The sequence below is a fragment of the Niabella sp. genome (assembly GCF_030150205.1).
Taxonomy (GTDB): Bacteria; Bacteroidota; Bacteroidia; order Chitinophagales; family Chitinophagaceae; genus Niabella.
The window spans coordinates 582540-605071 of sequence record NZ_JASLGT010000008.1 but is presented as its reverse complement, the minus strand read 5'-3'; the positions used below and the strand labels follow the sequence as shown (position 1 = coordinate 605071).

Here is a 22532-nt window from a genome sequence, read left to right as displayed (position 1 = left end):
GGGTATAAGGGGCAAACCCTTAATTTTGCACTTGCTTTTTTAAACACATAATTAATAAGATATGGCAGTTTTGGTCAATAAAGATTCAAAAATATTAGTTCAGGGATTTACGGGCACAGAAGGCACTTTTCATGCCACGCAAATGATCGAATACGGAACCAACGTGGTTGGGGGTGTTACACCAGGAAAAGGGGGCTCTACGCACCTGGACCGGCCGGTATTCAATACAGTGGCGGAGTGTGTAAAGCAAACGGGCGCCAACGTGAGCATTATTTTTGTTCCACCGGCTTTTGCAGCGGATGCCATTATGGAAGCTGCGGATGCAGGTATTGCGCTGGTTGTGTGCATCACCGAAGGTATTCCGGTACAGGACATGGTTGCTGTAAAAAACTTCCTGCAAGGTACCGGTACCCGCCTGATTGGTCCAAACTGTCCGGGTGTTATTACCGCAGATGCATGTAAAGTAGGGATCATGCCCGGATTCGTGTTTAAAAAAGGACGTGTAGGTATCGTTTCCAAATCCGGAACCCTTACCTATGAAGCGGCCGACCAGGTTGCAAAAGCGGGATTGGGTATCAGTACCGCTATTGGTATTGGTGGAGACCCGATCATCGGCACCACCACCAAAGAAGCCGTGGAGCTGTTTATGCAGGACGACGAAACGGATGCCATTGTAATGATTGGTGAAATTGGCGGTGGTATGGAGGCTGAAGCCGCCCGTTGGATAAAAGAAAATGGCAATAAAAAGCCGGTAGTTGGTTTTATTGCGGGCCAAACAGCACCTCCCGGACGCCGGATGGGACATGCCGGGGCCATCGTGGGTGGAGCTGAAGATACCGCTGCTGCTAAAATGCAGATCATGAGCGAATGCGGCATTGCTGTGGTAAGCAGCCCTGCGGATATTGGCAAAACAATGGCGGAAATTATCGGAAAATAAGTTCCTGTTATACATTTTTTATAGGGCCCCGGGTTTCCGGGGCTTTTTTTATTTCTTTACAGAAGCGGGAATTAAAAAAATATCATAAATTTGATTGCCCTCTGGTACCGGAAAATTTGCAGATGAAATGCAATTGGATGGGAACACTATTCACGCGTTTCGGGCAATAACCGTATGATTGCTATTTTATTTGAACACCAGGCTAGAAAATGATGTAAAGGTTCAAATAACTTCTCTTGTTATGACTGAAGGCAGAGCGATATTTGTTGTAGATGATGACCCAATCCATCGGTTGTTGATGGATAAATTGTTTGCCAAGCAACCCAAACCCTGCAAATTATACTTTTTCGAGAACGGACAAAAAGCTTTGAATGCTCTTGTTGATTCCGAAGCACCGGTTTTGCCGGACCTGATATTGCTGGATATAGAGATGCCGGTTATGAACGGCTGGCAATTTATGGATGCGTTTAGCAAGCTAGACCCTGCATTAACCGGCCGGATACCCGTTTATATGGTGTCTTCTTCTTTTTCGGATATCGACCAGGAACGGGTAAAAACTTATCCGCTGATCAGGGGCTATATCGTAAAACCGATCCGGATCGATACCATTATTGAACTGCTGCAATAACTCCGCACCGTTTGCATAGAAGTATGCCGGCAGACTACCGGGCCGGGTACTGCAGCGGAAAGCAGCTATTCTTATACAACCCATCTCCGTTTTGCGGGGGATCAGTTATCTTTAGCACAAGAACACAGAAACATGGATTTTAAGCAATTGGAAACGGTTTTTTCCGGGGAGCTGTTTTATGATAACAGCAGTTTGCACCAGGCACAGAAAATGATTTATGCAACCGATGCATCCGTTTACCAGGAACAACCGCTGGCAGTAGCCCTGCCTAAAAATAAGGCAGATTTAAAGGCACTGATCCGTTTTGCAAACCAAAACAAGATTTCGCTGATCCCCCGTGCAGCAGGTACTTCGCTGGCCGGACAGGTGGTTGGCAATGGGATCGTAGTAGATATTTCGAAGTATTTTAAAAAAATCATTGAGGTAAATACCCGCGAGCGATGGGTTCGCCTGGAACCGGGGATTATCCGCGATGACCTGAATGCCTTTTTAAAACCCCAGGGCTTGCTGTTTGCCCCGGAAACATCCACCGCCAGCAGGGCGATGATCGGCGGTATGATCGGGAATAATTCCTGCGGACTGCATTCGATCGTATGGGGTGATACCCGTCAGCATTTGCTGGAGGCGACAGTACTACTTAGTAATGGAGAGGAAGTGGTGTTGAAATACCGCACCGATGCTGAAATGGATACCCTTGCTGCCGGCGATACATTGGAGGGGCATATTTACCGGCAGTTGCGGGCATTGTTAAATGACCTAGAAAATGCATCCGTTATCCGGGAACATTATCCTAAAAAATCGCTGCAGCGGCGTAATACCGGCTATGCGCTGGATATGCTGCAGGACGAAAAGGAATCTGGCGGCTTTAACCTCTGCAGCCTGATCGCCGGCTCGGAGGGCACCCTGGCTTTTGTAACGGAGGCCCGGCTTAACCTGCTTCCGTTACCACCGGCAATGGATGCGCTGGTTTGTATTCACTGCACTTCGCTGGCAGAATCGCTGCATGCCAATAATATTGTGCTGCGGCACCACCCGATGGCCTCGGAACTTGTAGACAAATACATCATGGACTTCACCAGGGGGCATCCGGTGTACCACCAGAACCGGTTCTTTATTGAAGGAGCTCCTGAGGCATTGCTGATGGTGGAGTTTATGGAACATACAGATGATGCCCTGGATGAGAAGGCCGCGGCGCTGATTGCAGACCTGAAAAAGAACGGGCTGGGTTATGCGTATCCTGTTATAAAAGGCCCCCAAACCAAACTGGTATGGGATATCCGGAAGGCAGGGCTGGGCCTGATCCGCAACATGCCGGGCGACGAGCAGCCGGTAAACCTGATTGAGGATTGTGCGGTATCTCCCGAAGATCTGCCCGCGTATATAGAGGATCTACAAATATTATTGAACCGTTACGGACTTTCTGCTTCCTATTATGCACATGCGGGTGCCGGTGAATTGCATGTGGAACCCATGATTAACCTGAAAACAGCGGGAGGAAAAGAAACGTTCCGGAATGTGCTGAAAGATACGGTGGCACTGGTAAAAAAATACAACGGCTCTTTAAGCGGTGAGCATGGAGACGGAAGACTGCGGGGTGAGTTTATTGCCAGCGCCATGGGCGATGAGGTATATGGTTTGTTGCAACAGGTAAAAAAGATTTTTGATCCGGGAAATATTTTTAATGCGAACAAGATCGTCAATACGCCCAAAATGAATGAGCAGCTGCGTTATGATGCGGGGAAATCGCAGCAATCCATTGACACAGTATTTGACTATACGCGGCAGGAAAATATCCTGCGGCTAACGGAAAAATGTTCCGGCTCCGGCGATTGCAGGAAGTCGCACATAACCGGAGGCACCATGTGCCCTTCTTACATGGCTACTTTGCAGGAAAAAGATACGACAAGGGCCCGGGCAAATATCCTGCGGCAGTTTCTTACCCATTCAACGAAGCAAAATCCCTTCGATCATCCGGAGATCAGGGAAGTGATGGATCTTTGTCTGAGTTGTAAGGCCTGTAAGTCGGAATGTCCCTCCAGTGTAGACATCGCCAAGCTGAAAGCAGAATTCTTACAACATTATTATGATGCCAACGGCATTCCCTTCCGCTCGAAGCTGATCGCAGGATTTACAAAATCGCAGCGGCTCGGTATTCTTATGCCAGGTATCTACAATGCAGTGGCCGCTAATAAATTCACCTCGGGCATGATAAAAAAAATGGCCGGGTTTGCTGCCGGTCGTTCATTACCCGCAGTAGGCAAAACGACCCTGCGCAGCTGGTTTGAAAAATACAGTAAAACGACTCCGCAACAATATGACCGTATGGTATGCCTGTTTTGCGACGAGTTTACCAATTACAATGATGTAGAAATTGGTAAAACAACCATCAGGCTGCTGAATGCCCTGGGCTATGGAGTAACGATCCCGGATCATAAAGAAAGCGGGCGTACTTATCTGTCTAAAGGAATGGTGCGAAAAGCACAGGAGATCATTGTTGCCAATGTAAAAATGCTTGCGCAAAAGATAACAAAAGATCAGCCGTTGATCGGCATCGAACCCAGTGCCCTGCTTACGTTCCGGGATGAAGCGCTGGATCTTGTACCTCCGGATCTGCGGGAAGCCGCTCAACAGCTAGCCGGCAACAGTTTTTTAATTGAAGAGTTCCTGGCTGCCGAATATGAAGCCGGACATATCGATGCTGCGCAGTTTACGGATGCAAAACGGGTTGTGAAACTGCATGGGCATTGTTACCAGAAATCATTCGGTATAGTGCCTTCGGTGCAGAAAGTATTGGGCATACCGTCAAATTATTATGTGGAACTGATCCCGTCCGGTTGTTGTGGTATGGCCGGATCCTTTGGTTATGAGAAGGAGCATTACGAGGTTTCTATGAAAGTGGGAGAGCTGGTATTGCTGCCGGCGGTTCGTGCTGCGGCCGCAGATACCATCATTGCAGCCTCCGGTACCAGTTGCCGCCACCAGATAAAAGACGGGGCAAAACGTCACAGCCTGCACCCGGTGGAAGTGTTGTGGGAAGCATTGAAGTAGGCGGTTGTTTGTAATTATAGCAGTGGCTATGAGTGGGCTTATGCGTTTAAAAGCCGGGCCACTCCGGCGCGCATCTGGTATCGGAGCAGGTCTCCCTGTTCTCCGGCCTGGCAGCCCGCTGCTGCTGCTTCAAACATACCTCCCACTGGGGAAAAATCCTATCTTTCCGCAAATATTTACCGCTTTGGAATTTCCGGTATACCTGCATGTTGGAACACAAAAGATCCTGTTACATATGGTAACGGAGATCGTCAGCTTTTTTATTGCCTTTCGTTTTTACCTGTATCTGAAACGCAAACAGGGCGATGCTATTTCCGGCATGAACCGCCTGTATATTTTGTTGGGTGCTACGCTTGGGGCGCTGCTGGGGTCCCGCATCCTGGGCGGACTGGAAGATCCCCTGGCATTGATGGCCAGCCCTTCCCCCCTGAAATATTTTTACCTGAACAAAACCGTGGTGGGCGGTTTTTTGGGCGGTCTGGCAGGTGTGGAAATCATGAAAAAGATCATCGGTGAAAAACAGCGCAGCGGAGATCTGTATACCTATCCCATCATTTTAGGACTCATCATTGGTCGCATCGGTTGTTTTAGTATGGGCGTGCATGAAGAAACCTATGGATTGCCCACCACTTTCTTTACAGGCATGAACCTGGGGGATGGCTTGTTGCGGCACCCGGTTGCCCTGTATGAGATCGTTTTTTTGCTGCTGCTGGCGGTATCGATCCGCTATGCAGAACGATCGGTGCCGCTTGATAGCGGAGCCCGGTTTAAGCTCTTTATGATCGGTTACCTGTTGTTCCGCTTCCTCCTGGATTTTATCAAACCTCACTATACCTGGTCCGTGGGATTGTCTTCTATTCAGATCGCTTGTTTACTGGGATTATTATATTATTTTAGATATATTATTCAACCCAAAAGATTACTGATCTCCCATGCCGGTTCGTCCCTACATATACTATGATTTCACCATCAGTCTTTGCAGTACCTGTCTGAAACGGGTAGATGCCAAAATCGTTTTTGAAGATAATAAGGTATACATGCTCAAGAATTGTACGGAGCATGGATTTGAAAAAGTATTGATTGCAACGGATGTGAACTATTATAAAAACATCCGGAATTACAATAAACCTTCTGAAACACCGCTCCAGTTCAATACCAAAACGCATTATGGTTGTCCGTACGATTGCGGCCTCTGTACCGATCATGAACAGCATAGCTGTTTAACGGTGGTTGAAATTACAGATCGCTGCAACCTGACCTGTCCTACCTGTTATGCCATGAGCAGCCCGCATTATGGGCGGCACCGTACCGTGGAAGAGGTAGAGCGGATGCTGGATGTGATTGTTGCCAATGAAGGTACGCCCGATGTGGTACAGATCAGCGGCGGAGAACCTACCCTGCATCCGGATTTTTTTAAGATACTGGATATTGCCAAAACCAAGCCCATCAAGCATTTAATGGTCAATACCAATGGCATCCGGATTGCAAAAGACAAGGAATTTGCAAAGCGGCTGGCATCCTATATGCCGGATTTTGAGATCTACCTGCAGTTTGATTCGTTTAAACCGGAGGCCCTGATCCGTCTGCGGGGGAAAGACCTGCTGGATGTGCGGATAAAGGCACTGGAACACCTGAATGAACTAAATCTTTCAACCACCCTGGTGGTAACCTTGCAGCAAGGCGTGAATGATGATGAAATCGGTACGATCATCGATTATGCGCTGAGGCAACCCTGTGTGCGGGGTGTTACCTTTCAGCCGGTGCAGATCGCAGGACGCACGGAAAATTTTGACCCCGCCGTTAACCGCATTACCATGACCGATGTTCGGCAAAAGATCCTGGATCAAACCAGCGTGTTTAATGCTAATGATCTGATACCGGTGCCCTGTAACCCGGACGCGCTGGTGATGGGCTATGCATTAAAATTGAATAACCATGTATTTCCGCTTACGCGGTATATTGATCCGGCCCAGCTGCTGGATAACTCAAGGAATACGATCATTTATGAACAGGATGACGCTTTAAAAGAGCAGATGATCCATATTTTCAGCACCGGCATTTCTGTAGACCGGGTAGAGGAGAATATGAACCAGCTCCTGTGCTGTCTGCCGCAAATACAGGCGCCGGGTCTTACGTACAACAACCTGTTCCGGATCATTATTATGCGGTTTATTGATGCCTACGATTTTGATGTGCGAGCCATAAAAAAGAGTTGTGTGCATATCGTGCATAAGGACGGGCGACTGATCCCTTTTGAGACCATGAATTTATTTTACAGGGATGAGAAGGAAGCTTATGTAAAACAATTACAGGAAAAAATTGAAACAAAGGTTTAAACGATGGAGGGCATTTTTATTTTTCTTTTATTTGGTATTCCCATTACCTGCCTGGTCCTGATGATTGCAGGCTTCGTAATGTTGTTTTCGAAGAAAAATGAAGTACGGAAATCCGGTTCACGGTTATTGGTTATAAGTAGTATTATCCTGGCCGTAATTCTCTTAATTGGGTTTTCACTTTGTTCCGGCGTCTTTTAAAACGGGTTTTAACTAACAAAAATTATTATGGCAGCAGGGTTGTTTTTATTGATCGGTGGTCTTGTTGCGGGATTGATTCTGATATTGGTAGGGATCATCCGGCTATTTGGAAAGGATGAAAAAGCCATCGAAGGACGCAAAACCGTGCTGATCGGATTTATTCTTTTGGTGTTTTCCGGTTTGGTGGGATTTTCTATTTGTTCGGGTGCCCTTTAATCATCTTATTTACATAGTATTCAGTAAATGGGGAAGATGGAGAACCGGAAGCTGTGCTGTTAACTATAAAAAATACCCGTTGACCGGGCAACGGTATAAGCCGGAATAAAACAACACATTATGGCAGAATTAGGCCTGTTTTTAATCATTGTGGGGCCCATTGTGGGCGGCATTATGTTGCTGGTAGGTATTGTTCAGCTTTTGAGCAAGACCGAACCGGCAGGGCGCGGCCGTAAAACAGCGCTCACAGGGCTCATCATTATTGTGCTTTCCCTGCTCATTGGCTTTTCTATTTGCTCAGCCGTGCCCACGGGCGGCTTTCATTAGATTGCGGCAGGCAGGCATATCATCTGCTGCGCATGAGCGTCTGCAGATATCTTCCGGTAAAACCTCAAACAAATCTTAATTTAGAGCAAATTCTAATTAGTACTTATACATGAAAATAAGGCGTCTTTTCCTATGTGTATGGCTTGGGGTTTTTACCATCTCCGTATGGAGTCAATCCTCTGCACAGCGTCCGAATGTGATCCTGATCTATTCCGATGATCAGGGCTGGGCCGACCTGCATTCTTTTGGATCAACCGATCTGTATACCCCGGTGCTGGACAGCCTTGGGGCCAGCGGTGTGCGGTTTACGCAATTCTATGCGGCTTCTCCCATCTGTTCGCCTTCCAGGGCTTCACTGCTTACCGGGAGGTATCCCCAGCGGGCAGGATTACCGGAAATGGCGTCTTCGTTAAAAGGCGTAGAGGGCATGCCGGGTAGTCAGTATACCATGGGCGAGTTGTTCCGGGATGCGGGTTACAAAACGGCGCATATCGGCAAATGGCATGTGGGCTATACACCGGAAACGATGCCCAATGCCCAGGGCTTTGACGAATCCTTTGGCTTTATGGGCGGATGCATTGATAACTACTCGCATTTTTTTTACTGGAATGGCCCCAATCGTCATGACCTGTGGCGCAATGGCAAAGAGGTGCACGAGGATGGCACTTTCTTCCCGGATCTGATGGTACGCGAGGCCGGCAGTTTTATGGAACAGCACCGCAAGGATCCCTTCTTTATCTATTTTGCCATCAACATACCGCACTATCCGTTACAGGGTGAAAAAAAATGGCTGGATTATTATAAGAACAAAGGATTGGCTGCTCCCCGCGATCAATATGCTGCGTTTGTTTCCACCATGGACGAAAAGATCGGCGCCCTGTTGACCCGGTTGAAAGCATTGGGACTGGCCGATAATACCATTGTGATTTTTCAGCCGGACCAAGGGTTTTCTGAGGAAGAACGGACCTTCGGTGGCGGTGGTTCTGCAGGTGTGCTCCGCGGTTCCAAGTTCAGCCTGTTTGAAGGAGGAACCCGGGTTCCGGCCATCATCAGCTGGCCAAAGCAGATCCGTCCCAACCAGGTGCGGGATCAGCTGGCGGCCAATATCGACTGGTTTCCCACGTTGGCAGAGTATTGTAATATTCCTTTGCCCAACCGCCGGATTGATGGTAAGAGCCTGGTGCCCATTATCAGGGATGACAAGCAGCCTACGCTACACCATACTTTTTTCTGGAAACAGGGCGGCACCAAGGATAACCCACAATGGGCCGTGCGCCGGGGCGATTGGAAACTGCTGCACAATCCTGCGCAGGCCCGGAAAGAAGAATTGGATCCGGAAGGATTGTTCCTGGCCAATATTAAAACAGATCCGGCGGAGAAGATCAATCTTTCCAGGCAGCAACCCGCAATGGTGAAGGAATTAAAGGCGCTGTATGATGCGTGGGTGGTAGAAGTAGATCAACAATAAATAAAAACCAACAGATGCATTGGACAAAAATATCAGGATGGATGCTGGCGCTGATGTTGCCATTGATGGCAGCTGCCCAGCCGGGTACTGGCAAAAAGAAACGCCCGAATATTGTATACATCATGAGCGATGATCATGGATACCAGGCTGTAAGTGCATATGGGTATGGATTGAATCATACGCCCCATATCGACCGGCTGGCAAAGGAGGGCGTGCTGTTTACACAGGCAACGGTTACCAACTCGCTTTGTGCCCCCAGCCGAGCCGTGTTGCTTACCGGCAAGCACAGCTTTATCAATGGGAAAATTGATAATGAGTCCCGCTTTGACTGGAACCAGGATAATTTTGCCAAACAATTGCAGCAACACGGATACCAGACGGCACTGATCGGCAAGATACATATGGATGGTTTGCTCCAGGGATTTGATTATTCGGCGGTGCTGATTGACCAGGGTGAGTACTATAATCCAAACTTTATCATCAATGGAAAAAAGCAACAGGTACAGGGGTATGTGACCGATCTTACCACGGATATGACATTGGACTGGATCGCGAAGCGCGACACCAGCAAACCGTTTTGTGTGCTTTTTCATCAAAAGGCGCCTCATCGCGAATGGCTGCCTGCACTAAGGCATATTGCGGAATACACCAAACTAAAAGTAAAGGAACCGCCTACCTTGTTTGACGATTATAAAGGACGGGGCACGGCCGCCCGCACGGCCGAGATGAATATCCTGAAGGATATGAACTGGGCCGGCGACAGCAAAATACCACCGGCCATGATGGATGAGCTGGGGTTAAAACAAACCCTTACCTGGGATAAAGCCGCGTATAACAATAACCTGGGAAGGATGACGCCTGAGGAACGCAAGGCATGGGATGCGGTATATGATCCCATTATGGCCGACTTTAAGAAACGGTATCCAACCATGTCAAAAACAGAACTGATGCGCTGGCGTTACCAGCGGTATATGCAGGACTACCTGGGAACCGTAGCAGCCGTGGATGACGGCGTGGGCCGGTTGCTGGACTTTTTAAAAGCGAACGGACTGGACGAGAACACCATCGTGATCTATACTTCTGATCAGGGATTTTACCTCGGCGAGCATGGTTGGTTCGATAAACGCTTTATGTATGAAGAGTCGTTGCGTACGCCTTTACTGATCCGTTATCCGTCAGAGATTCCCCAGGGGAAACGGTCGCCTTCACTGGTGCAGAACCTGGATTTTGCACCTACTATCCTGGACTATGCGGGTGTACCGGTTCCAAAAGATATGCAGGGACGGTCGTTCCGGAAACTATTGAATGGAAAAGATACGTCCTGGAGGGATGCGATCTATTATACCTACTACGAATATCCCTCTATTCATATGGTGAAGCGGCATTACGGCGTACGCACCAACCGTTATAAACTGATCCATTTTTATTATGATGTAAATGAATGGGAATTGTATGATCTTGAAAAAGATCCGCATGAAATGAAGAATGTATACAATGATCCGGCCTACGCCGGTATACGGAAGAACCTGCATAAAAAGCTGGAGCAGCTCCGGAAACAGTATAAGGATTCGGATGCGAATGATCAGCGGTTTTTGCCGGCAGCCGTTAAAAAGAATCAATAGATATTCCTTATAACAGAGCAGGACCATACTGCCGGTTGGCCTGATAAAAACGATCAGGGCAGGTACTACCGCTACCTGTTCGGAAACAGCGTTGCCTTCTCAATAAGCACAAAAACCCGGAGCCATTAAGCTCCGGGTTACCAGGTGTTGTTCCAGAAGGTACGGATTATTCCCTGGTAATTGTTACGATCTTACTGTATGTTTTTATGCCGTCTTTATCTACCTGTGCAATACGCAGGTACTGGTTGGGCGTCGTTGCTGCTATGTCCAGATCTTTCCTGGAGCAACCAGAGAGTGTGGCAACCGCCAGCAGGATCACCACCGCGGGCAGGTAGTGCCATTTTCTTCGTTTTGAGAATAACCCTGTGCAGCAAAGCATGCCGAAGACCAACGCAAGTGCTGTTTCTGCCTGCTCCGACCGGTATTCATATTCCAGGGGTGTTGCTGAATGTCCCTCCGGGGCTTTTGAGGCTACAGCAGCGATCTTTTTAAACTGCGTGCCGTCTGTGGAAACCTCAATGTCAAAATGATCATTATGGGTTTCTGTTTCGGTGGTCCATTTTACCAGGAGCTGCTTATTGGCAATGGTAGCGCTGATGGCGCCGAATTGCACGGGAAGGGCGATGGCCGACGGACTACCATCTGCAGACAGGGAGCCCAGGACCCAATCAAGAGAGACCGATCCGGTGGTGCCGCTTCCGGAAGCGCCATAAATACTACCCGATCCGGCCTGTGCCTGAACGGCGATATGGGAAATACAGCATAGTACTGCAATAATTATTTTTTTCATGCGGAATGGATTGAATGGGTTTAATGATCTTTTTTAATGGCGGCCAGCTGCGCTACCTGTTGCTGTAATTTTTTATTGGCTGCTGCTAATTGTTTTATCTGGTTTTGTAAGGCGTCTGTTTGCTTTACCAGCGCCTGCAGGGCAATCATCATTACGCCGTCAATATCGGCACTGGCAATGGTCGTGTCGTTGCCGATAGTTCCTGTACCGTCATTGCCAAACAGGCTGTAAAATTCCTGCGCCATGGGACCATAGTGGCGGTATAATTGTTTATCCTGGCCCTTATAATTCCAGCTGCCGAGCTTCATGCCTTTTATTTTGGAAAGAAAGGCTGTTCCGTTGGCCGGTGCATAATTTTCTTTTTTAGTGCTATCGGAGATGCTGGCCCAGCTATTGCCGTTGGGAGCCAGGGAAACACCAATACCAAAACCGTTATTTGCAGTGCCGGTATAAAACCGGTAACCGCCACCAAAGCGCATCGCCATCTGGTTTTCTGCGGTGTTGCCTGTGCTCCAGCCCGGCCTGTAATCGCCGATAATAAAGGAGCCTTTAAAAGCATTGGTCGTTACGTTATTACCCATGGCTGTTGAATACCCGGCGGTAGCATGCACATCGCGACCAATGGCCTTTGCAAAATCCGCAGTTGCTTCAACATTGCCGCCTATGGCAAAAGACTGTGCTCCTGTTGCTTTTGCCTCACTGCCTATTGCAAAAGAAATTAATCCTGTGGCTTCCGAAAGAACGCCCATGGCCGTGGCGAAATCTGCAAGCGCTTTATTGCTGGGAGACCCGATGGTGGTGCCGCTTACAGATGAAACGGATGAACCGGGTGTTGCCACCCTGCCTGCGGCGAACGCATAAGGTACACTGAGCAGCTGGGTAGTGCTTACGATGGCGAAGGCGCTGCCACCAGCGGGATCTATTTCTACCTGGAGGTAGTAATTTCCGGCATTACCCCAGTTAATGTCCCGAAACATATTCTGGAACGCGCTATTGGTCTTACTGCCGATAGCCACATTAAATACACCGGCCGCATTAGTGGTGGGATTGTGGGTTTCCTGGAGTACCTGCGTACCGGTTTCGGACCCCTGGTGTATGGTAAAACGTACAGAAACCGTTTTGTTAACTACCGGTTGCCCGTTACTATTGCGGGCTACGCCCTGGAAAGCAAATAGCTGGGGAACCTGGGCCATAACGGTCATTGAGAAGTTGGTGGCTATAAGAAGAAGTATGAATGATTTCAGTTTCATGGTAGTGGATTTATTTTTCTTTTCTTGTTGCTTCTAATTGCTGCACCCGTTGCTGCAGTTTTTTATTGGCTTCAGAAAGCTGGTCTACCTGTTTTGCCAATGCCTGCAGGGCAATCATCATTACACCATCAATATCCGCGCTGGCAATGGTAGTATCATTACCAATGGTGCCGGTGCCGTCATTGCCAAACAGGCTGTGGAACTCCTGTGCCATGGGGCCATAGTGGCGGTATAGTTGTTTGTCCTGGCCCTTATAGTTCCAGCTGCCGAGCTTCATTCCTTTTATTTTGGAAAGAAAATCTGTGCCATTGGGCTGCAAATAGTTTTCTTTTTTAGTACTATCGGAAATACTGGACCAGCTATTGCCATTGGGGGCCAATGCCACGCCCGGTCCGGCATTCGCGTCCAGCCCTGATGACGTCAGCAACCGGTAGCCGCCGCCAAAGCGCATGGTCATCTGGTTGTCTGCAGTACTGGTAGTCCCAAATTCATAAACGGCTGAGCGGTAATCGGTAATGATAAAAGCCCCGGGATGTAAGGTTTTGCCATAAGTTCCTATGACAAAAGAGTGATCTCCGGTGGCTTGGTTTGATGTACCGATCGATACAGCCTGTTTACCGATGGCCTTTGTATAGGGACCGCTTCCTATTGCTACGGACTGAATCCCTGAAGCCTCAGCATAGTAGCCCATAGCAATTGCGTCATCGGCCGTAGCGGTCGTCTGTAACCCCATGGCGATCGAATTACTGCCGGAAGCGGTAGCCCCAATGCCAGCAGCAAAAGAATTTTTACCGGAGGCGGTGGTAACATTCCCAACGGCTAAAGCGTTTTCCCCGGTGGCCTTTGTGCCATAACCCATGGTGTTGGCGTTAAAACCTGAAGTGGTGGACCCAAAACCTGCAATCGTACGCGTCATCAGCGAATAAGGCACACTTAATAATTGTGTGGTGCTTACCGGGCTAAAGACGCTGCCACCGGCAGGATCCAGCTCAACCTGCAAAAAATAAATGGCATCGGCCCATTTAATACTTGCAAAAGCTCCCTGGCTTACAGTTCCGCCACCAACAGATACGTTAAATACGCCGGCAGTGCCCGTCGTTGGCAGGTGCCGTTCCTGGTATACGATTGTACCACTTTCAGATCCCTGGTGTATCGTAAAACGCACCGATATTTTTTGACTGGCTGCGGGCTGCCCGTTGCTATTGCGGGCTACACCCTGGAAAGCAAATTGTTGTGGCACCTGCGCCATAGCGCCTATTGATAAGCATATTGCTGCAAGAGCAGACAAAAATAGTTTCAGTTTCATTGTATTTCTTTTTCTAAAACGAAACTATCACCCAGGGAAAGCTCCTGGAAATTAAAAGGCGGTAAACGGATTGAAAAACAGGTAAACCGGATATTTGAGATCGTGAAGCGTTTAGCAAATACCGTTGGTGAATAGTGCTGCCTACGACCGGCAGAATAAGCAATGTGTTACTCCGCTCTTTTATAAGCGTTACAACGATTACAAATCTTAAAAAACGACGTGCTATCATTGGGCGTTTGTTAAAACACCAAGCACCAAAATCCAAAAAGCAAAAATCAAAAACCAAAACACAAAAAGCGGGTGCCTCTGGGGCGACTAAAAGCGTATGGTAATTATCGTATTGATGTTGCAATAACAACCAAGGAACGGCCATTAACCGATGAAGTGTATGCTGATGATGAGACTACAGTACAAGTGTGCGACGCAAGTAAAGCCGATAGCAGTGCAAAAGCCGGGCTCATAAAATAAAAGTAATTAAGGTAAGCGATAACAAACGCCTTCCAACGCCAGGTCGGTATTGGGAAATATTTCGCGGGCTTCTGTTTCAAACGCGTCCAGTACATCGTAACGGCTGCTGAAATGCCCGATCAGCAATTTTTTTACCTGTGCTTTTTGTGCGATCAGGGCGGCCTCTTTGGAAGTGGAGTGAAACCGGTTACGGGCCTGCGCTGCAAAATTATCGAGGTAAGTGGCTTCATGATAGATCATGTCTGCGCCCTGTATGGCCGGGATAAAGGATTCATCGTACCGGGTATCCGCGCAGAAGGCATAGGTGTTGCCCCTGGGTGCGGCATGGGTCAGCTGTTCATTTTTTATAAGCGCTCCGTCGGGGGCTGTATAGTCGTGGCCCTGTTTCAGGTTCTCGAACCAGTGGTAGGGAATGCGGTGTGCTTTCACGGCCTCGGGGTCAATACGCCGTGGCTTCTTTTGCTCTTTAAAAACAAACCCGAAGCATTCAATGCGATGATCCGTTTTAAAACAACTGATTTCGATATCATCTACGGTCATTAAATATCCCGGATGCTGAATGGCATGGAAATGCAGGGGATAGGGCATGCGGGTATCGGCCAGTTTGAATTGCAATGCTAAAACTTCCTGCAGGGCCGGGGGGGCCACTATATGCAGCTCCTGTTGCCGGCCCAGCAATGCAAAAGAGTTTAATAAACCCACCAGGCCAAAATAATGGTCGCCGTGAAGATGCGATATAAAAATATGTGAAATGCGGGTGCGTCGGATCTTGTAGCGGATCAGCTGGATCTGGGTGCCTTCACCGCAATCGATCATAAAGCTCCGGTTGGGCGTGGTGAGCACCTGGCTGGTAGGATGCCGTTCAAAAGCGGGTACGGCTGAATTATTTCCCAGTATGGTGACGCCTAACATTCTGTTAAACTTTTTGGAGATTTATTTGTTTAATCATTTTCGGTGTCTGGAAATTCAATATCCTCTGTATCCAGTAACTCGCGTTCGATCTCTTCCATCTGCACAATATCCCATGCTTCGCTTTCGGTTGGCGTAATATTGAGCAGTTCATCCAGCTCATGATCTGACAAAAATGCGTTTACTGTTTTTTGTATATTGCAGGTTACAAAGGAAGCATTGTTTTCATAGAAAGATTGCTGTATTTGCAGGAGTTTAGCGGCTGAATCAGCATCTATCTCTTCTACCTCCTGCAAGTTCAAAATCACGTTTTTTACCTCCTTTTGCAGAAAGGGGAGCAAGGCCGATTCCATTTTATCTGTCATTGTAGCAGAAAGAACAGGCGCATTTGGCGTGATTACGTGAAATTTCTCTTTGGTATCTATTTTGACTTGCATATAGAGCGAATTTGGAATAAATATGCTTAAATTACAAGTAAATTTAGTACCAAATATATTTGTTAATATTGTAAATAAACATTTTATCTAAATATGGATAATAATTTTTCATCCCAGGTAAAAGAAATCATTTCCTATAGCAGGGAAGAGGCTTTGCGCCTGGGAAATGATTTCATCGGCACAGAGCACCTGCTGCTGGGCCTGATCCGGGAAGGGGATAACACCGCTATCCGGATCCTGAAAAGCTTTAATGTAGACATCTTTGAACTGCGGAAGGAAATAGAGCTGGCAATAAAAGACAAAACGGGTAAAAATATTGCAAACATTAACAGTCTTCCATTGACCAAGCAGGCGGAGAAAGTGATCCGTGTAACAGTTCTGGAAGCCAAGGCGCTGAAGAGCAACCTGGTGGAAACGGAGCACCTGATGCTGTCTATCTTAAAGAATAAAGAAAATATTGCAACACAAATTTTAAATCAGTTTGATGTGGACTATGATCTGTTTCGCCAGGAATTGGGCATCGTAAAATCGGGAGAACCCCGTGCAGAGTTTGGTGAGGAGGGAGAAGAAGAGTTTGAAGAAGAAAAAAAATACTCCCAGTCAAGAGCCGGTGGAGCCAAAGCGGCTGCCAAGAGCAAAACTCCCGTGCTGGATAATTTTGGCCGGGATGTAACCAAGCTGGCAGAAAGTGGTAACCTCGATCCGATCGTAGGACGCGAAAAAGAAATTGAGCGCGTATCGCAGATCCTGAGCCGCCGTAAAAAGAACAACCCGATTTTAATTGGTGAACCCGGTGTGGGTAAAACCGCTATCGTGGAAGGCCTGGCGTTGCGGATCGTACAGCGTAAAGTGAGCCGGGTATTGTTTGATAAACGGGTGATTTCGCTGGATCTTGCTTCACTGGTAGCGGGAACCAAGTACCGCGGTCAGTTTGAAGAGCGTATGAAGGCGATCATGAATGAACTCGAAAAGAACCGGGATGTGATCCTGTTTATTGATGAAATGCATACTATTGTGGGTGCCGGCGGTGCCAGCGGCTCACTGGATGCCAGCAATATCTTTAAGCCGGCGCTGGCCCGTGGAGAGCTTCAGTGCATTGGTGCGTCTACATTAGATGAGTACCGTATGTATATTGAGAAAGACGGGGCCCTGGACCGCCGTTTTCAAAAAGTGATGGTAGATCCGCCAAGCGTGGATGAAACCATCCAGATACTCAATAATATCAAATCAAAGTATGAAGATTTTCACAGTGTAACGTATAGCGATGAGGCGATTGAAGCTTGTGTAAAATTAAGCGACCGTTACATTACCGATCGCCTGCTGCCCGATAAGGCGATTGATGTAATGGATGAAGTGGGTGCCAGGGTGCACCTGAAGAATATCAATGTGCCGCCGAATATCGTAGAGCTGGAGAAGAAGATCGAAGATGTAAAGGAAGAGAAGAATAAAGTGGTGAAGAGCCAGAAATTTGAAGAAGCCGCGTCCCTGCGGGATACTGAAAAGAAACTGGCAGAAGACCTGGAGCGCGCAAAAGCTGCCTGGGAAGAAGAAAGCAAGCACAAGCGTTATCCCATTGATGAAGAAGCAATAGCCGAAGTGATCAATATTATGACCGGTATACCGGTTCGTAAAATGGTGGAAGCCGAGACCGAGAAACTGCGCAAGATGTCGGAAGATATGAAGGGCATGGTGATTGGTCAGGATGAAGCGATTTCAAAAGTGGTGAAAGCCATCCAGCGGAACCGTGTAGGCTTGAAGGATCCGAAGAAACCTATTGGTACCTTTATTTTCCTGGGTCCTACAGGGGTTGGTAAAACAGAGCTGGCCCGTTCGCTGGCACGCTACCTGTTCGATTCTGAAGATTCACTGATCCGGATCGATATGAGTGAATACATGGAGAAATTTACGGTGAGCCGTTTGATTGGTGCACCTCCGGGATATGTGGGCTATGAAGAGGGCGGACAGCTGACAGAGAAAGTGCGTCGCAAACCGTACAGTGTGATCCTTCTGGATGAAATTGAGAAGGCGCACCCGGATATTTACAATATCCTGCTGCAGGTGCTGGACGATGGTGTGCTCACAGATGGATTGGGGCGTAAGGTAGACTTTAAGAATACCATCATCATTATGACTTCCAATATTGGCGTACGCCAGCTGAAGGATTTTGGTGCGGGTGTTGGTTTTGCTACTTCGGCAAGGGTTGAAAATGAAGATGAGGAGAACAAGGCGGTGATTGAAAAAGCGCTGAAGCGTACCTTCTCACCCGAGTTCCTGAACCGTATTGATGATGTGATCATCTTTAACAGTCTTACAAAAGAACATATCTTCAGCATTATTGATATTTCTATGAAAGGTGTGCTGAAACGCGTACAGAACCTGGGCTATGGCCTGGAGTTGAGCGAGGATGCAAAAACCTTCCTGGCCGATAAGGGATACGACCAGCAGTTTGGGGCGCGCCCGCTGCACCGGGCCATTCAGAAATACCTGGAAGACCCGCTGGCCGAAGAGATCCTCAATATGCATGTGAAGCCCGGTGATGTATTGTTGGTAGACCTGGACAAGGAAAAAGAGCGCTTGTTCTTTACAGTAAAAGATGCCAAGGAGAACCCCCAGGAAGCATAATTGAATTTACTACTTAATGGTTGATAACGACACCCTGCAAACGCAGGGTGTTTTTTTATTGGGAGCAGCAGGTGGATTTTTCCGGTATAAGATGGGGGAAAAATCGTATTTTTAATGTACTATGCAAGGATCTTTAAATGCCTGTTTCAGATTTAATGTTCAACGTTTAAGGCGTACCCGCCGTGGCGGGTTCGGTTCTGTTTTACACTTGATGACTATTCACTATTGACCATTGCCTTTTTGGGGGGGGGACATGTAGACTGGGGAAGACCGTGGAAACTGAAAACTGAATGCTAAACGCCTGTTTCAGGTTTTCCCGAGAATCGGAATAAAGTTCCAGGCGTGTCCGCCGTGGCGGGTTAGATCCCGATTGTTACCTGATGAACGATGCTCAATTGCCTGTTCTTTTACTGCATACGATGTCAGATCATCGATCCCCTACGTAATCGTCTGAAGACTGACAACTGATCACTGAAAACTTATTTCCTGTTCTGTACGGTAGGATAATGATCGATGGTTTCAAATACATTCCTGGGGTCCTGTTTCATAATAGAAATGAACTTTCTCAGCGAATCGGCATACTGCGGTTTGGCAAACATGCGGTCATGGGCCAGTAATACAAAAGTATTGGGCTGATAGGTATATTCCTGCTCAAATCTTTTATTGATCTGGGCGGCCATTTCTTCAGCACCCTGTTTAGGTATGGATCCCTTCATGAACTGCCATTCCAGGTCCCATCCAATGATCGTATATCCCAGTGAATCCAGGGCGTTGGCAACTTTTAAAGAAGACTTCGGACCCTGTACCTGCCCGGCGGATGCCCAGGTATTCATTCCCGGAAGACGGGCTACTTTTAGTTTCACCTTCAGATCCTTTTGCGCCTTTAGCATATCTGCTACAGCACTATCGGGGCTGTTATAGAATAAACGGTAGTTATCTCTGAATCCGTGTGTGGTACTGTGATTGGCCACAACAAATTCAGGGTAGCTGTTATTGAGTGAATCGGCCATCCTTCTGCGGTAAGCATCAATTTCCATATTGAAACCAACAAGGAAAAAGGAAGCTTTTACACCTTCTTCATGAAAGATGTTTTTACAATTAATGGTTCCCGGAGGTTGTGGCCCATCATCAAAGGTTAAAAAAATGTATCGCTTACCACTCTGATAGCTAATGGGTTTTCCCAGATCAGACTTCGGTGTAGCGCTGGAATCTGTTTTAGCCGCATTTTTTTCATCACTGCTTTTCTTATCACCACCATTACAACCGGTGCCGCCAATCAGTAATACAGCACCCAATACGGTAGCCATGAACAGGCTTTTTTTTGAATAGAAGAATCGGAGCATAGCAACAAAGTATTTCAGACTAAGCTATGTTTTTTACAGGAGATGAAAAATTTTTTTTTCATCTGCAGAAGGTATTGCAACACCTTGCTTCAGGCATTAAAAAGAAATACCGGACAGGGCGCCGGGTTGGCTGGCAAAAGGACGGCTGAATTTTTTTAATGCCTTCCCCAACAGGTATTTTCTACAATGGTGTATTCCTTTGAGGGCACCGGCCGATTCGATTATCTGCCCGCGCCGGTTTTTAGTTCCGGGTATTCTTTATTCAATTTTGCATCCAGTATAAATGTTCCAAACGGCAGCAGGGATGCAATAAAAGCAAGGGCGGTTTTGCCAAAACTCCATTTAAATGCGCTCCATACCTTTAACAGGTAAATACAAAAAAGCACAAAGAGTACTCCGTGTGCCCATCCGATGTATTTTACACCTTCGGGTACCTGGGCAAAATATTTTAAGGGCATGGCCACCAACAATAAAACAAGATAGGAGATTCCTTCCAAAAAGGCAATCTGCATGAATATTCTCAGGTCCTTAAGCGAACGGTTCATTTGTAGGATATTGTTTTCAAGCAAAACAGCCCTGCTGTTAAAAAGTTTAACAGCCCACCCGTAAATTATAAAGTATCTTTAAATTTTACCAGAAAAGCAAAGGAAATGATTCCGGAACACTGCAATAATATCGAAGACATAAGAGCGGAAATCGACGCCATCGATCAGGAGATCGTGCGCCTGATCGCCGCGCGGGCACGCTTTGTAAAAGCCGCGGCCCGGTTTAAAAAATCAGAAACTGCCGTTAAAGATGAACAACGGGTTGCAGCGGTAATTGAATCGAAAAGAAAACTGGCGGAAGCTAATGATGTTTCACCCGAGCTAATTGAAGCCGTTTACCGGACAATGATCGGGTATTTTGTAAATGAGGAGCTGCAACATTGGAAAGCACTTGCCCGCTAAGTATGATACCGGATATGACACAAGATGCTGACATGCATTACCGGAAAGCCGGGACGGCAGACCTTCAGCAATTGCAGCAGCTGGGGATTGAGGCCTGGAGCGGGTTTGAGCAGGTGCTGGCGCCGGAACACTGGCAGCAGCTGTGGCGTGGCATCAACAATGAACAACTCTATCGGGAGTTGTTGGCTTCTTCCGAATGTTTGGTTTGTGAAACAGGAGCAGGCCGTATTATCGGGATGGTTTTTCTCGTGCCCCGGAACAATCCTACGGATCTGTATCCTCCGGAATGGTCTTATATCCGGTTTTTAACGGTTAGCCCGGATTATGGTGGCAGGGGCATCGGCAGAAAGCTTATGGAAGATTGTATAGCGCAGGCAAAACGCAATGGAGAAACGGTTATGGCATTGCATACGTCGGAAATGATGGTTAATGCCCGCCGGTTATATGAAAACATGGGATTCTACATTCTCCGGGAAATAGAACAGCGGTTCGGGAAGCGCTATTGGCTGTATAAACTGGAGCTATAGTGTAACAATACGGTTAAATTTCCGTTATCATATTTAGGCGATGGAACTCCTGGAGCAGAAAAGCGGGTATTCGCATGTGGTCCATGCAACGATCGGCCACCAGACATCGTTTTAAAGGAGTATCTTTGGATGAAGCAGTAATGGTGTATGGAAACCTGCTTCAGGTCCTGAACCATCAAATGAAACAGCATGAAAGAGGAGAATTTTATAAACCGGATCGTTCCCAATATTTATTCGGATGATCTGGAGCAAAGCAAGGCTTTTTACCACGGGTTCCTGAATATGGATATTATTATGGACCGGGGGTGGGTATTAACATTTGCGTCCCGTACCAATCCCACCGCACAAATCAATGTATTGGAGAACCAGAAAAAAGAAGTGCTGAACAATGCGCGTGTTTTTCTTTCCATTGAGGTGTCTGATGTAAACGGAATGTATAAAAAGGCCACCGCGCTTGGGCTGGAAGTGGTTTATCCTGTTACCAATGAGCCCTGGGGTGTGCGCCGTTTTTTTGTAAAGGATCCGAACGGGGCTACCATCAACCTGTTATCACATAACAGTTAAAGCCTTTAAACAGCTTTGCCAATGGCGCATCAGGAACATCATTACGAGGTAACGGTTACCTGGACCGGTAATTCGGGAAAGGGAACGGCCGCGTATAATGCCTATAGCCGGAATCATACGATCGGTGCTACGGGCAAACCAGAGATCCCCGGTTCTTCTGACCCTGCCTTCCGTGGCGATGCCGGAAGGTACAACCCCGAGGAACTTTTTTTATCTGCACTATCCACCTGTCATATGCTTTGGTACCTGCATCTTTGTGCAGAAGCCGGCATTATTGTAACGGCATATACCGACGCTGCAAGGGGTACAATGACGACAGCAGCAGATGGAAGCGGCCGTTTTACCGGCGTGGTGCTTTACCCGGTTGTAACCATAACCGATGGTGCCCAAACCGCACTGGCCATGGAATTGCACCGCCAGGCGTATCAGCGCTGTTTTATTGCGAATTCGGTGAATTTTCCCGTGGAGCACCAGCCCGAAATTATCGTGGATTAAATGCCCATCCGTTTCTGCAACGGGATAAAATGAAACATAGGAGAAGGCGAGGTTTTTTCGCAATGTTCGCAAAGCGTTATAGTGGTCCTTGCGC

Annotated in this window: 21 protein-coding genes; 14 read left to right on the top strand and 7 right to left on the bottom strand. The window is 47.5% G+C overall.

The features are described 5' to 3' along the window. Positions 1–61 precede the first annotated feature (61 nt). The 9 genes from sucD (at position 62) to Q1V85_RS07175 (ending at position 10780) form a co-directional block, all read left to right on the top strand. On the top strand, positions 62–937 hold the full coding sequence (gene sucD, locus Q1V85_RS07215) for a succinate--CoA ligase subunit alpha (protein ID WP_300598628.1): 876 nt from the start codon (positions 62–64) through the stop codon (positions 935–937). Between the two features lie 241 nt (positions 938–1178). Then, entirely contained in the window at positions 1179–1565 is a 387-nt protein-coding gene (locus Q1V85_RS07210) for a response regulator (protein ID WP_300598627.1), read from the top strand. 132 nt (positions 1566–1697) lie between these two features. After that, positions 1698–4613 carry an FAD-binding and (Fe-S)-binding domain-containing protein gene (locus Q1V85_RS07205; RefSeq protein WP_300598626.1) on the top strand — a complete coding sequence of 972 codons (2916 nt, stop codon included), beginning with the start codon at positions 1698–1700 and terminating at the stop codon, positions 4611–4613. 184 nt (positions 4614–4797) lie between these two features. Next, positions 4798–5574 carry a prolipoprotein diacylglyceryl transferase family protein gene (locus tag Q1V85_RS07200; RefSeq protein WP_300598625.1) on the top strand — a complete coding sequence of 259 codons (777 nt, stop codon included), beginning with the start codon at positions 4798–4800 and terminating at the stop codon, positions 5572–5574. Continuing rightward, the gene (locus Q1V85_RS07195) at positions 5546–6949 is read left to right on the top strand and encodes a radical SAM protein (protein ID WP_300598624.1); all 1404 of its coding nucleotides are present in this window, start codon (positions 5546–5548) and stop codon (positions 6947–6949) included. The genes Q1V85_RS07200 and Q1V85_RS07195 overlap by 29 nt, the downstream gene beginning before the upstream one ends. A gap of 225 nt (positions 6950–7174) precedes the next feature. Then, entirely contained in the window at positions 7175–7363 is a 189-nt protein-coding gene (locus tag Q1V85_RS07190) for a hypothetical protein (protein ID WP_300598623.1), read from the top strand. 120 nt (positions 7364–7483) lie between these two features. After that, a complete protein-coding gene (locus Q1V85_RS07185; RefSeq protein ID WP_300598622.1) occupies positions 7484–7690 on the top strand; it encodes a hypothetical protein in 207 nt (68 codons plus the stop codon). 109 nt (positions 7691–7799) lie between these two features. After that, the gene (locus tag Q1V85_RS07180; protein WP_300598621.1) at positions 7800–9158 is read left to right on the top strand and encodes a sulfatase-like hydrolase/transferase; all 1359 of its coding nucleotides are present in this window, start codon (positions 7800–7802) and stop codon (positions 9156–9158) included. Positions 9159–9172: 14 nt separating this feature from the next. Next, positions 9173–10780 (top strand): sulfatase, encoded by a 1608-nt coding sequence (locus tag Q1V85_RS07175; RefSeq protein WP_300598620.1) that lies wholly within the window; start codon positions 9173–9175, stop codon positions 10778–10780. A gap of 166 nt (positions 10781–10946) precedes the next feature. Here the strand turns inward: Q1V85_RS07175 and Q1V85_RS07170 are convergent, their stop codons facing one another. The 5 genes from Q1V85_RS07170 to Q1V85_RS07150 all read right to left on the bottom strand — a co-directional run bounded on the left by Q1V85_RS07170 (position 10947) and on the right by Q1V85_RS07150 (position 15940). Next, complete coding sequence (locus tag Q1V85_RS07170) at positions 10947–11570, bottom strand: hypothetical protein (RefSeq protein ID WP_300598619.1); 624 nt, start codon at positions 11568–11570, stop codon at positions 10947–10949. A 20-nt stretch (positions 11571–11590) separates the two neighbouring features. Next, a complete protein-coding gene (locus Q1V85_RS07165; RefSeq protein ID WP_300598618.1) occupies positions 11591–12820 on the bottom strand; it encodes a tail fiber domain-containing protein in 1230 nt (409 codons plus the stop codon). A gap of 10 nt (positions 12821–12830) precedes the next feature. Continuing rightward, entirely contained in the window at positions 12831–14126 is a 1296-nt protein-coding gene (locus tag Q1V85_RS07160) for a tail fiber domain-containing protein (protein WP_300598617.1), read from the bottom strand. Between the two features lie 474 nt (positions 14127–14600). Further along, positions 14601–15506, bottom strand: coding sequence for a ribonuclease Z (locus Q1V85_RS07155; RefSeq protein ID WP_300598616.1), 906 nt, complete (start codon positions 15504–15506; stop codon positions 14601–14603). Between the two features lie 29 nt (positions 15507–15535). After that, positions 15536–15940: an STAS domain-containing protein gene (locus Q1V85_RS07150; RefSeq protein ID WP_366914004.1), complete on the bottom strand. Its 405-nt coding sequence runs from the start codon at positions 15938–15940 to the stop codon at positions 15536–15538. Between the two features lie 93 nt (positions 15941–16033). Between Q1V85_RS07150 and Q1V85_RS07145 the strand changes: the two genes are divergently transcribed. Then, positions 16034–18562 carry an ATP-dependent Clp protease ATP-binding subunit gene (locus Q1V85_RS07145; RefSeq protein ID WP_300598615.1) on the top strand — a complete coding sequence of 843 codons (2529 nt, stop codon included), beginning with the start codon at positions 16034–16036 and terminating at the stop codon, positions 18560–18562. 479 nt (positions 18563–19041) lie between these two features. Here Q1V85_RS07145 and Q1V85_RS07140 read toward each other — a convergent pair whose 3' ends face one another. Further along, complete coding sequence (locus tag Q1V85_RS07140; protein WP_300598614.1) at positions 19042–19869, bottom strand: polysaccharide deacetylase family protein; 828 nt, start codon at positions 19867–19869, stop codon at positions 19042–19044. 257 nt (positions 19870–20126) lie between these two features. Then, positions 20127–20450, bottom strand: a complete 324-nt coding sequence (locus Q1V85_RS07135; protein ID WP_300598613.1) for a DUF3817 domain-containing protein — start codon at positions 20448–20450, stop codon at positions 20127–20129. A 105-nt stretch (positions 20451–20555) separates the two neighbouring features. Here Q1V85_RS07135 and Q1V85_RS07130 point away from each other — a divergent pair, with 105 nt between their 5' ends. From Q1V85_RS07130 to Q1V85_RS07115, 4 genes are all read left to right on the top strand, one after another. After that, positions 20556–20852: a chorismate mutase gene (locus tag Q1V85_RS07130; protein WP_300598612.1), complete on the top strand. Its 297-nt coding sequence runs from the start codon at positions 20556–20558 to the stop codon at positions 20850–20852. A gap of 14 nt (positions 20853–20866) precedes the next feature. Continuing rightward, positions 20867–21379 carry a GNAT family N-acetyltransferase gene (locus tag Q1V85_RS07125; protein ID WP_300598611.1) on the top strand — a complete coding sequence of 171 codons (513 nt, stop codon included), beginning with the start codon at positions 20867–20869 and terminating at the stop codon, positions 21377–21379. Between the two features lie 189 nt (positions 21380–21568). Continuing rightward, complete coding sequence (locus Q1V85_RS07120) at positions 21569–21943, top strand: VOC family protein (RefSeq protein ID WP_300598610.1); 375 nt, start codon at positions 21569–21571, stop codon at positions 21941–21943. Positions 21944–21964: 21 nt separating this feature from the next. Next, the gene (locus Q1V85_RS07115) at positions 21965–22438 is read left to right on the top strand and encodes an OsmC family protein (RefSeq protein WP_300598609.1); all 474 of its coding nucleotides are present in this window, start codon (positions 21965–21967) and stop codon (positions 22436–22438) included. Positions 22439–22532 lie beyond the last annotated feature (94 nt).

What these genes read in the sequence shown, in the direction of transcription:
- sucD (WP_300598628.1), top strand. Translation starts at nt 62, where the DNA reads ATGGCAGTTTTGGTCAATAAAGATTCAAAAATATTAGTTCAGGGATTT.
- Q1V85_RS07210 (WP_300598627.1), top strand. Translation starts at nt 1,179, where the DNA reads ATGACTGAAGGCAGAGCGATATTTGTTGTAGATGATGACCCAATCCAT.
- Q1V85_RS07205 (WP_300598626.1), top strand. Translation starts at nt 1,698, where the DNA reads ATGGATTTTAAGCAATTGGAAACGGTTTTTTCCGGGGAGCTGTTTTAT.
- Q1V85_RS07195 (WP_300598624.1), top strand. Translation starts at nt 5,546, where the DNA reads ATGCCGGTTCGTCCCTACATATACTATGATTTCACCATCAGTCTTTGC.
- Q1V85_RS07190 (WP_300598623.1), top strand. Translation starts at nt 7,175, where the DNA reads ATGGCAGCAGGGTTGTTTTTATTGATCGGTGGTCTTGTTGCGGGATTG.
- Q1V85_RS07185 (WP_300598622.1), top strand. Translation starts at nt 7,484, where the DNA reads ATGGCAGAATTAGGCCTGTTTTTAATCATTGTGGGGCCCATTGTGGGC.
- Q1V85_RS07180 (WP_300598621.1), top strand. Translation starts at nt 7,800, where the DNA reads ATGAAAATAAGGCGTCTTTTCCTATGTGTATGGCTTGGGGTTTTTACC.
- Q1V85_RS07175 (WP_300598620.1), top strand. Translation starts at nt 9,173, where the DNA reads ATGCATTGGACAAAAATATCAGGATGGATGCTGGCGCTGATGTTGCCA.
- Q1V85_RS07170 (WP_300598619.1), bottom strand. Translation starts at nt 11,570, where the DNA reads ATGAAAAAAATAATTATTGCAGTACTATGCTGTATTTCCCATATCGCC.
- Q1V85_RS07165 (WP_300598618.1), bottom strand. Translation starts at nt 12,820, where the DNA reads ATGAAACTGAAATCATTCATACTTCTTCTTATAGCCACCAACTTCTCA.
- Q1V85_RS07160 (WP_300598617.1), bottom strand. Translation starts at nt 14,126, where the DNA reads ATGAAACTGAAACTATTTTTGTCTGCTCTTGCAGCAATATGCTTATCA.
- Q1V85_RS07155 (WP_300598616.1), bottom strand. Translation starts at nt 15,506, where the DNA reads ATGTTAGGCGTCACCATACTGGGAAATAATTCAGCCGTACCCGCTTTT.
- Q1V85_RS07150 (WP_366914004.1), bottom strand. Translation starts at nt 15,940, where the DNA reads ATGCAAGTCAAAATAGATACCAAAGAGAAATTTCACGTAATCACGCCA.
- Q1V85_RS07145 (WP_300598615.1), top strand. Translation starts at nt 16,034, where the DNA reads ATGGATAATAATTTTTCATCCCAGGTAAAAGAAATCATTTCCTATAGC.
- Q1V85_RS07140 (WP_300598614.1), bottom strand. Translation starts at nt 19,869, where the DNA reads ATGGCTACCGTATTGGGTGCTGTATTACTGATTGGCGGCACCGGTTGT.
- Q1V85_RS07135 (WP_300598613.1), bottom strand. Translation starts at nt 20,450, where the DNA reads ATGAACCGTTCGCTTAAGGACCTGAGAATATTCATGCAGATTGCCTTT.
- Q1V85_RS07130 (WP_300598612.1), top strand. Translation starts at nt 20,556, where the DNA reads ATGATTCCGGAACACTGCAATAATATCGAAGACATAAGAGCGGAAATC.
- Q1V85_RS07125 (WP_300598611.1), top strand. Translation starts at nt 20,867, where the DNA reads ATGACACAAGATGCTGACATGCATTACCGGAAAGCCGGGACGGCAGAC.
- Q1V85_RS07120 (WP_300598610.1), top strand. Translation starts at nt 21,569, where the DNA reads ATGAAAGAGGAGAATTTTATAAACCGGATCGTTCCCAATATTTATTCG.
- Q1V85_RS07115 (WP_300598609.1), top strand. Translation starts at nt 21,965, where the DNA reads ATGGCGCATCAGGAACATCATTACGAGGTAACGGTTACCTGGACCGGT.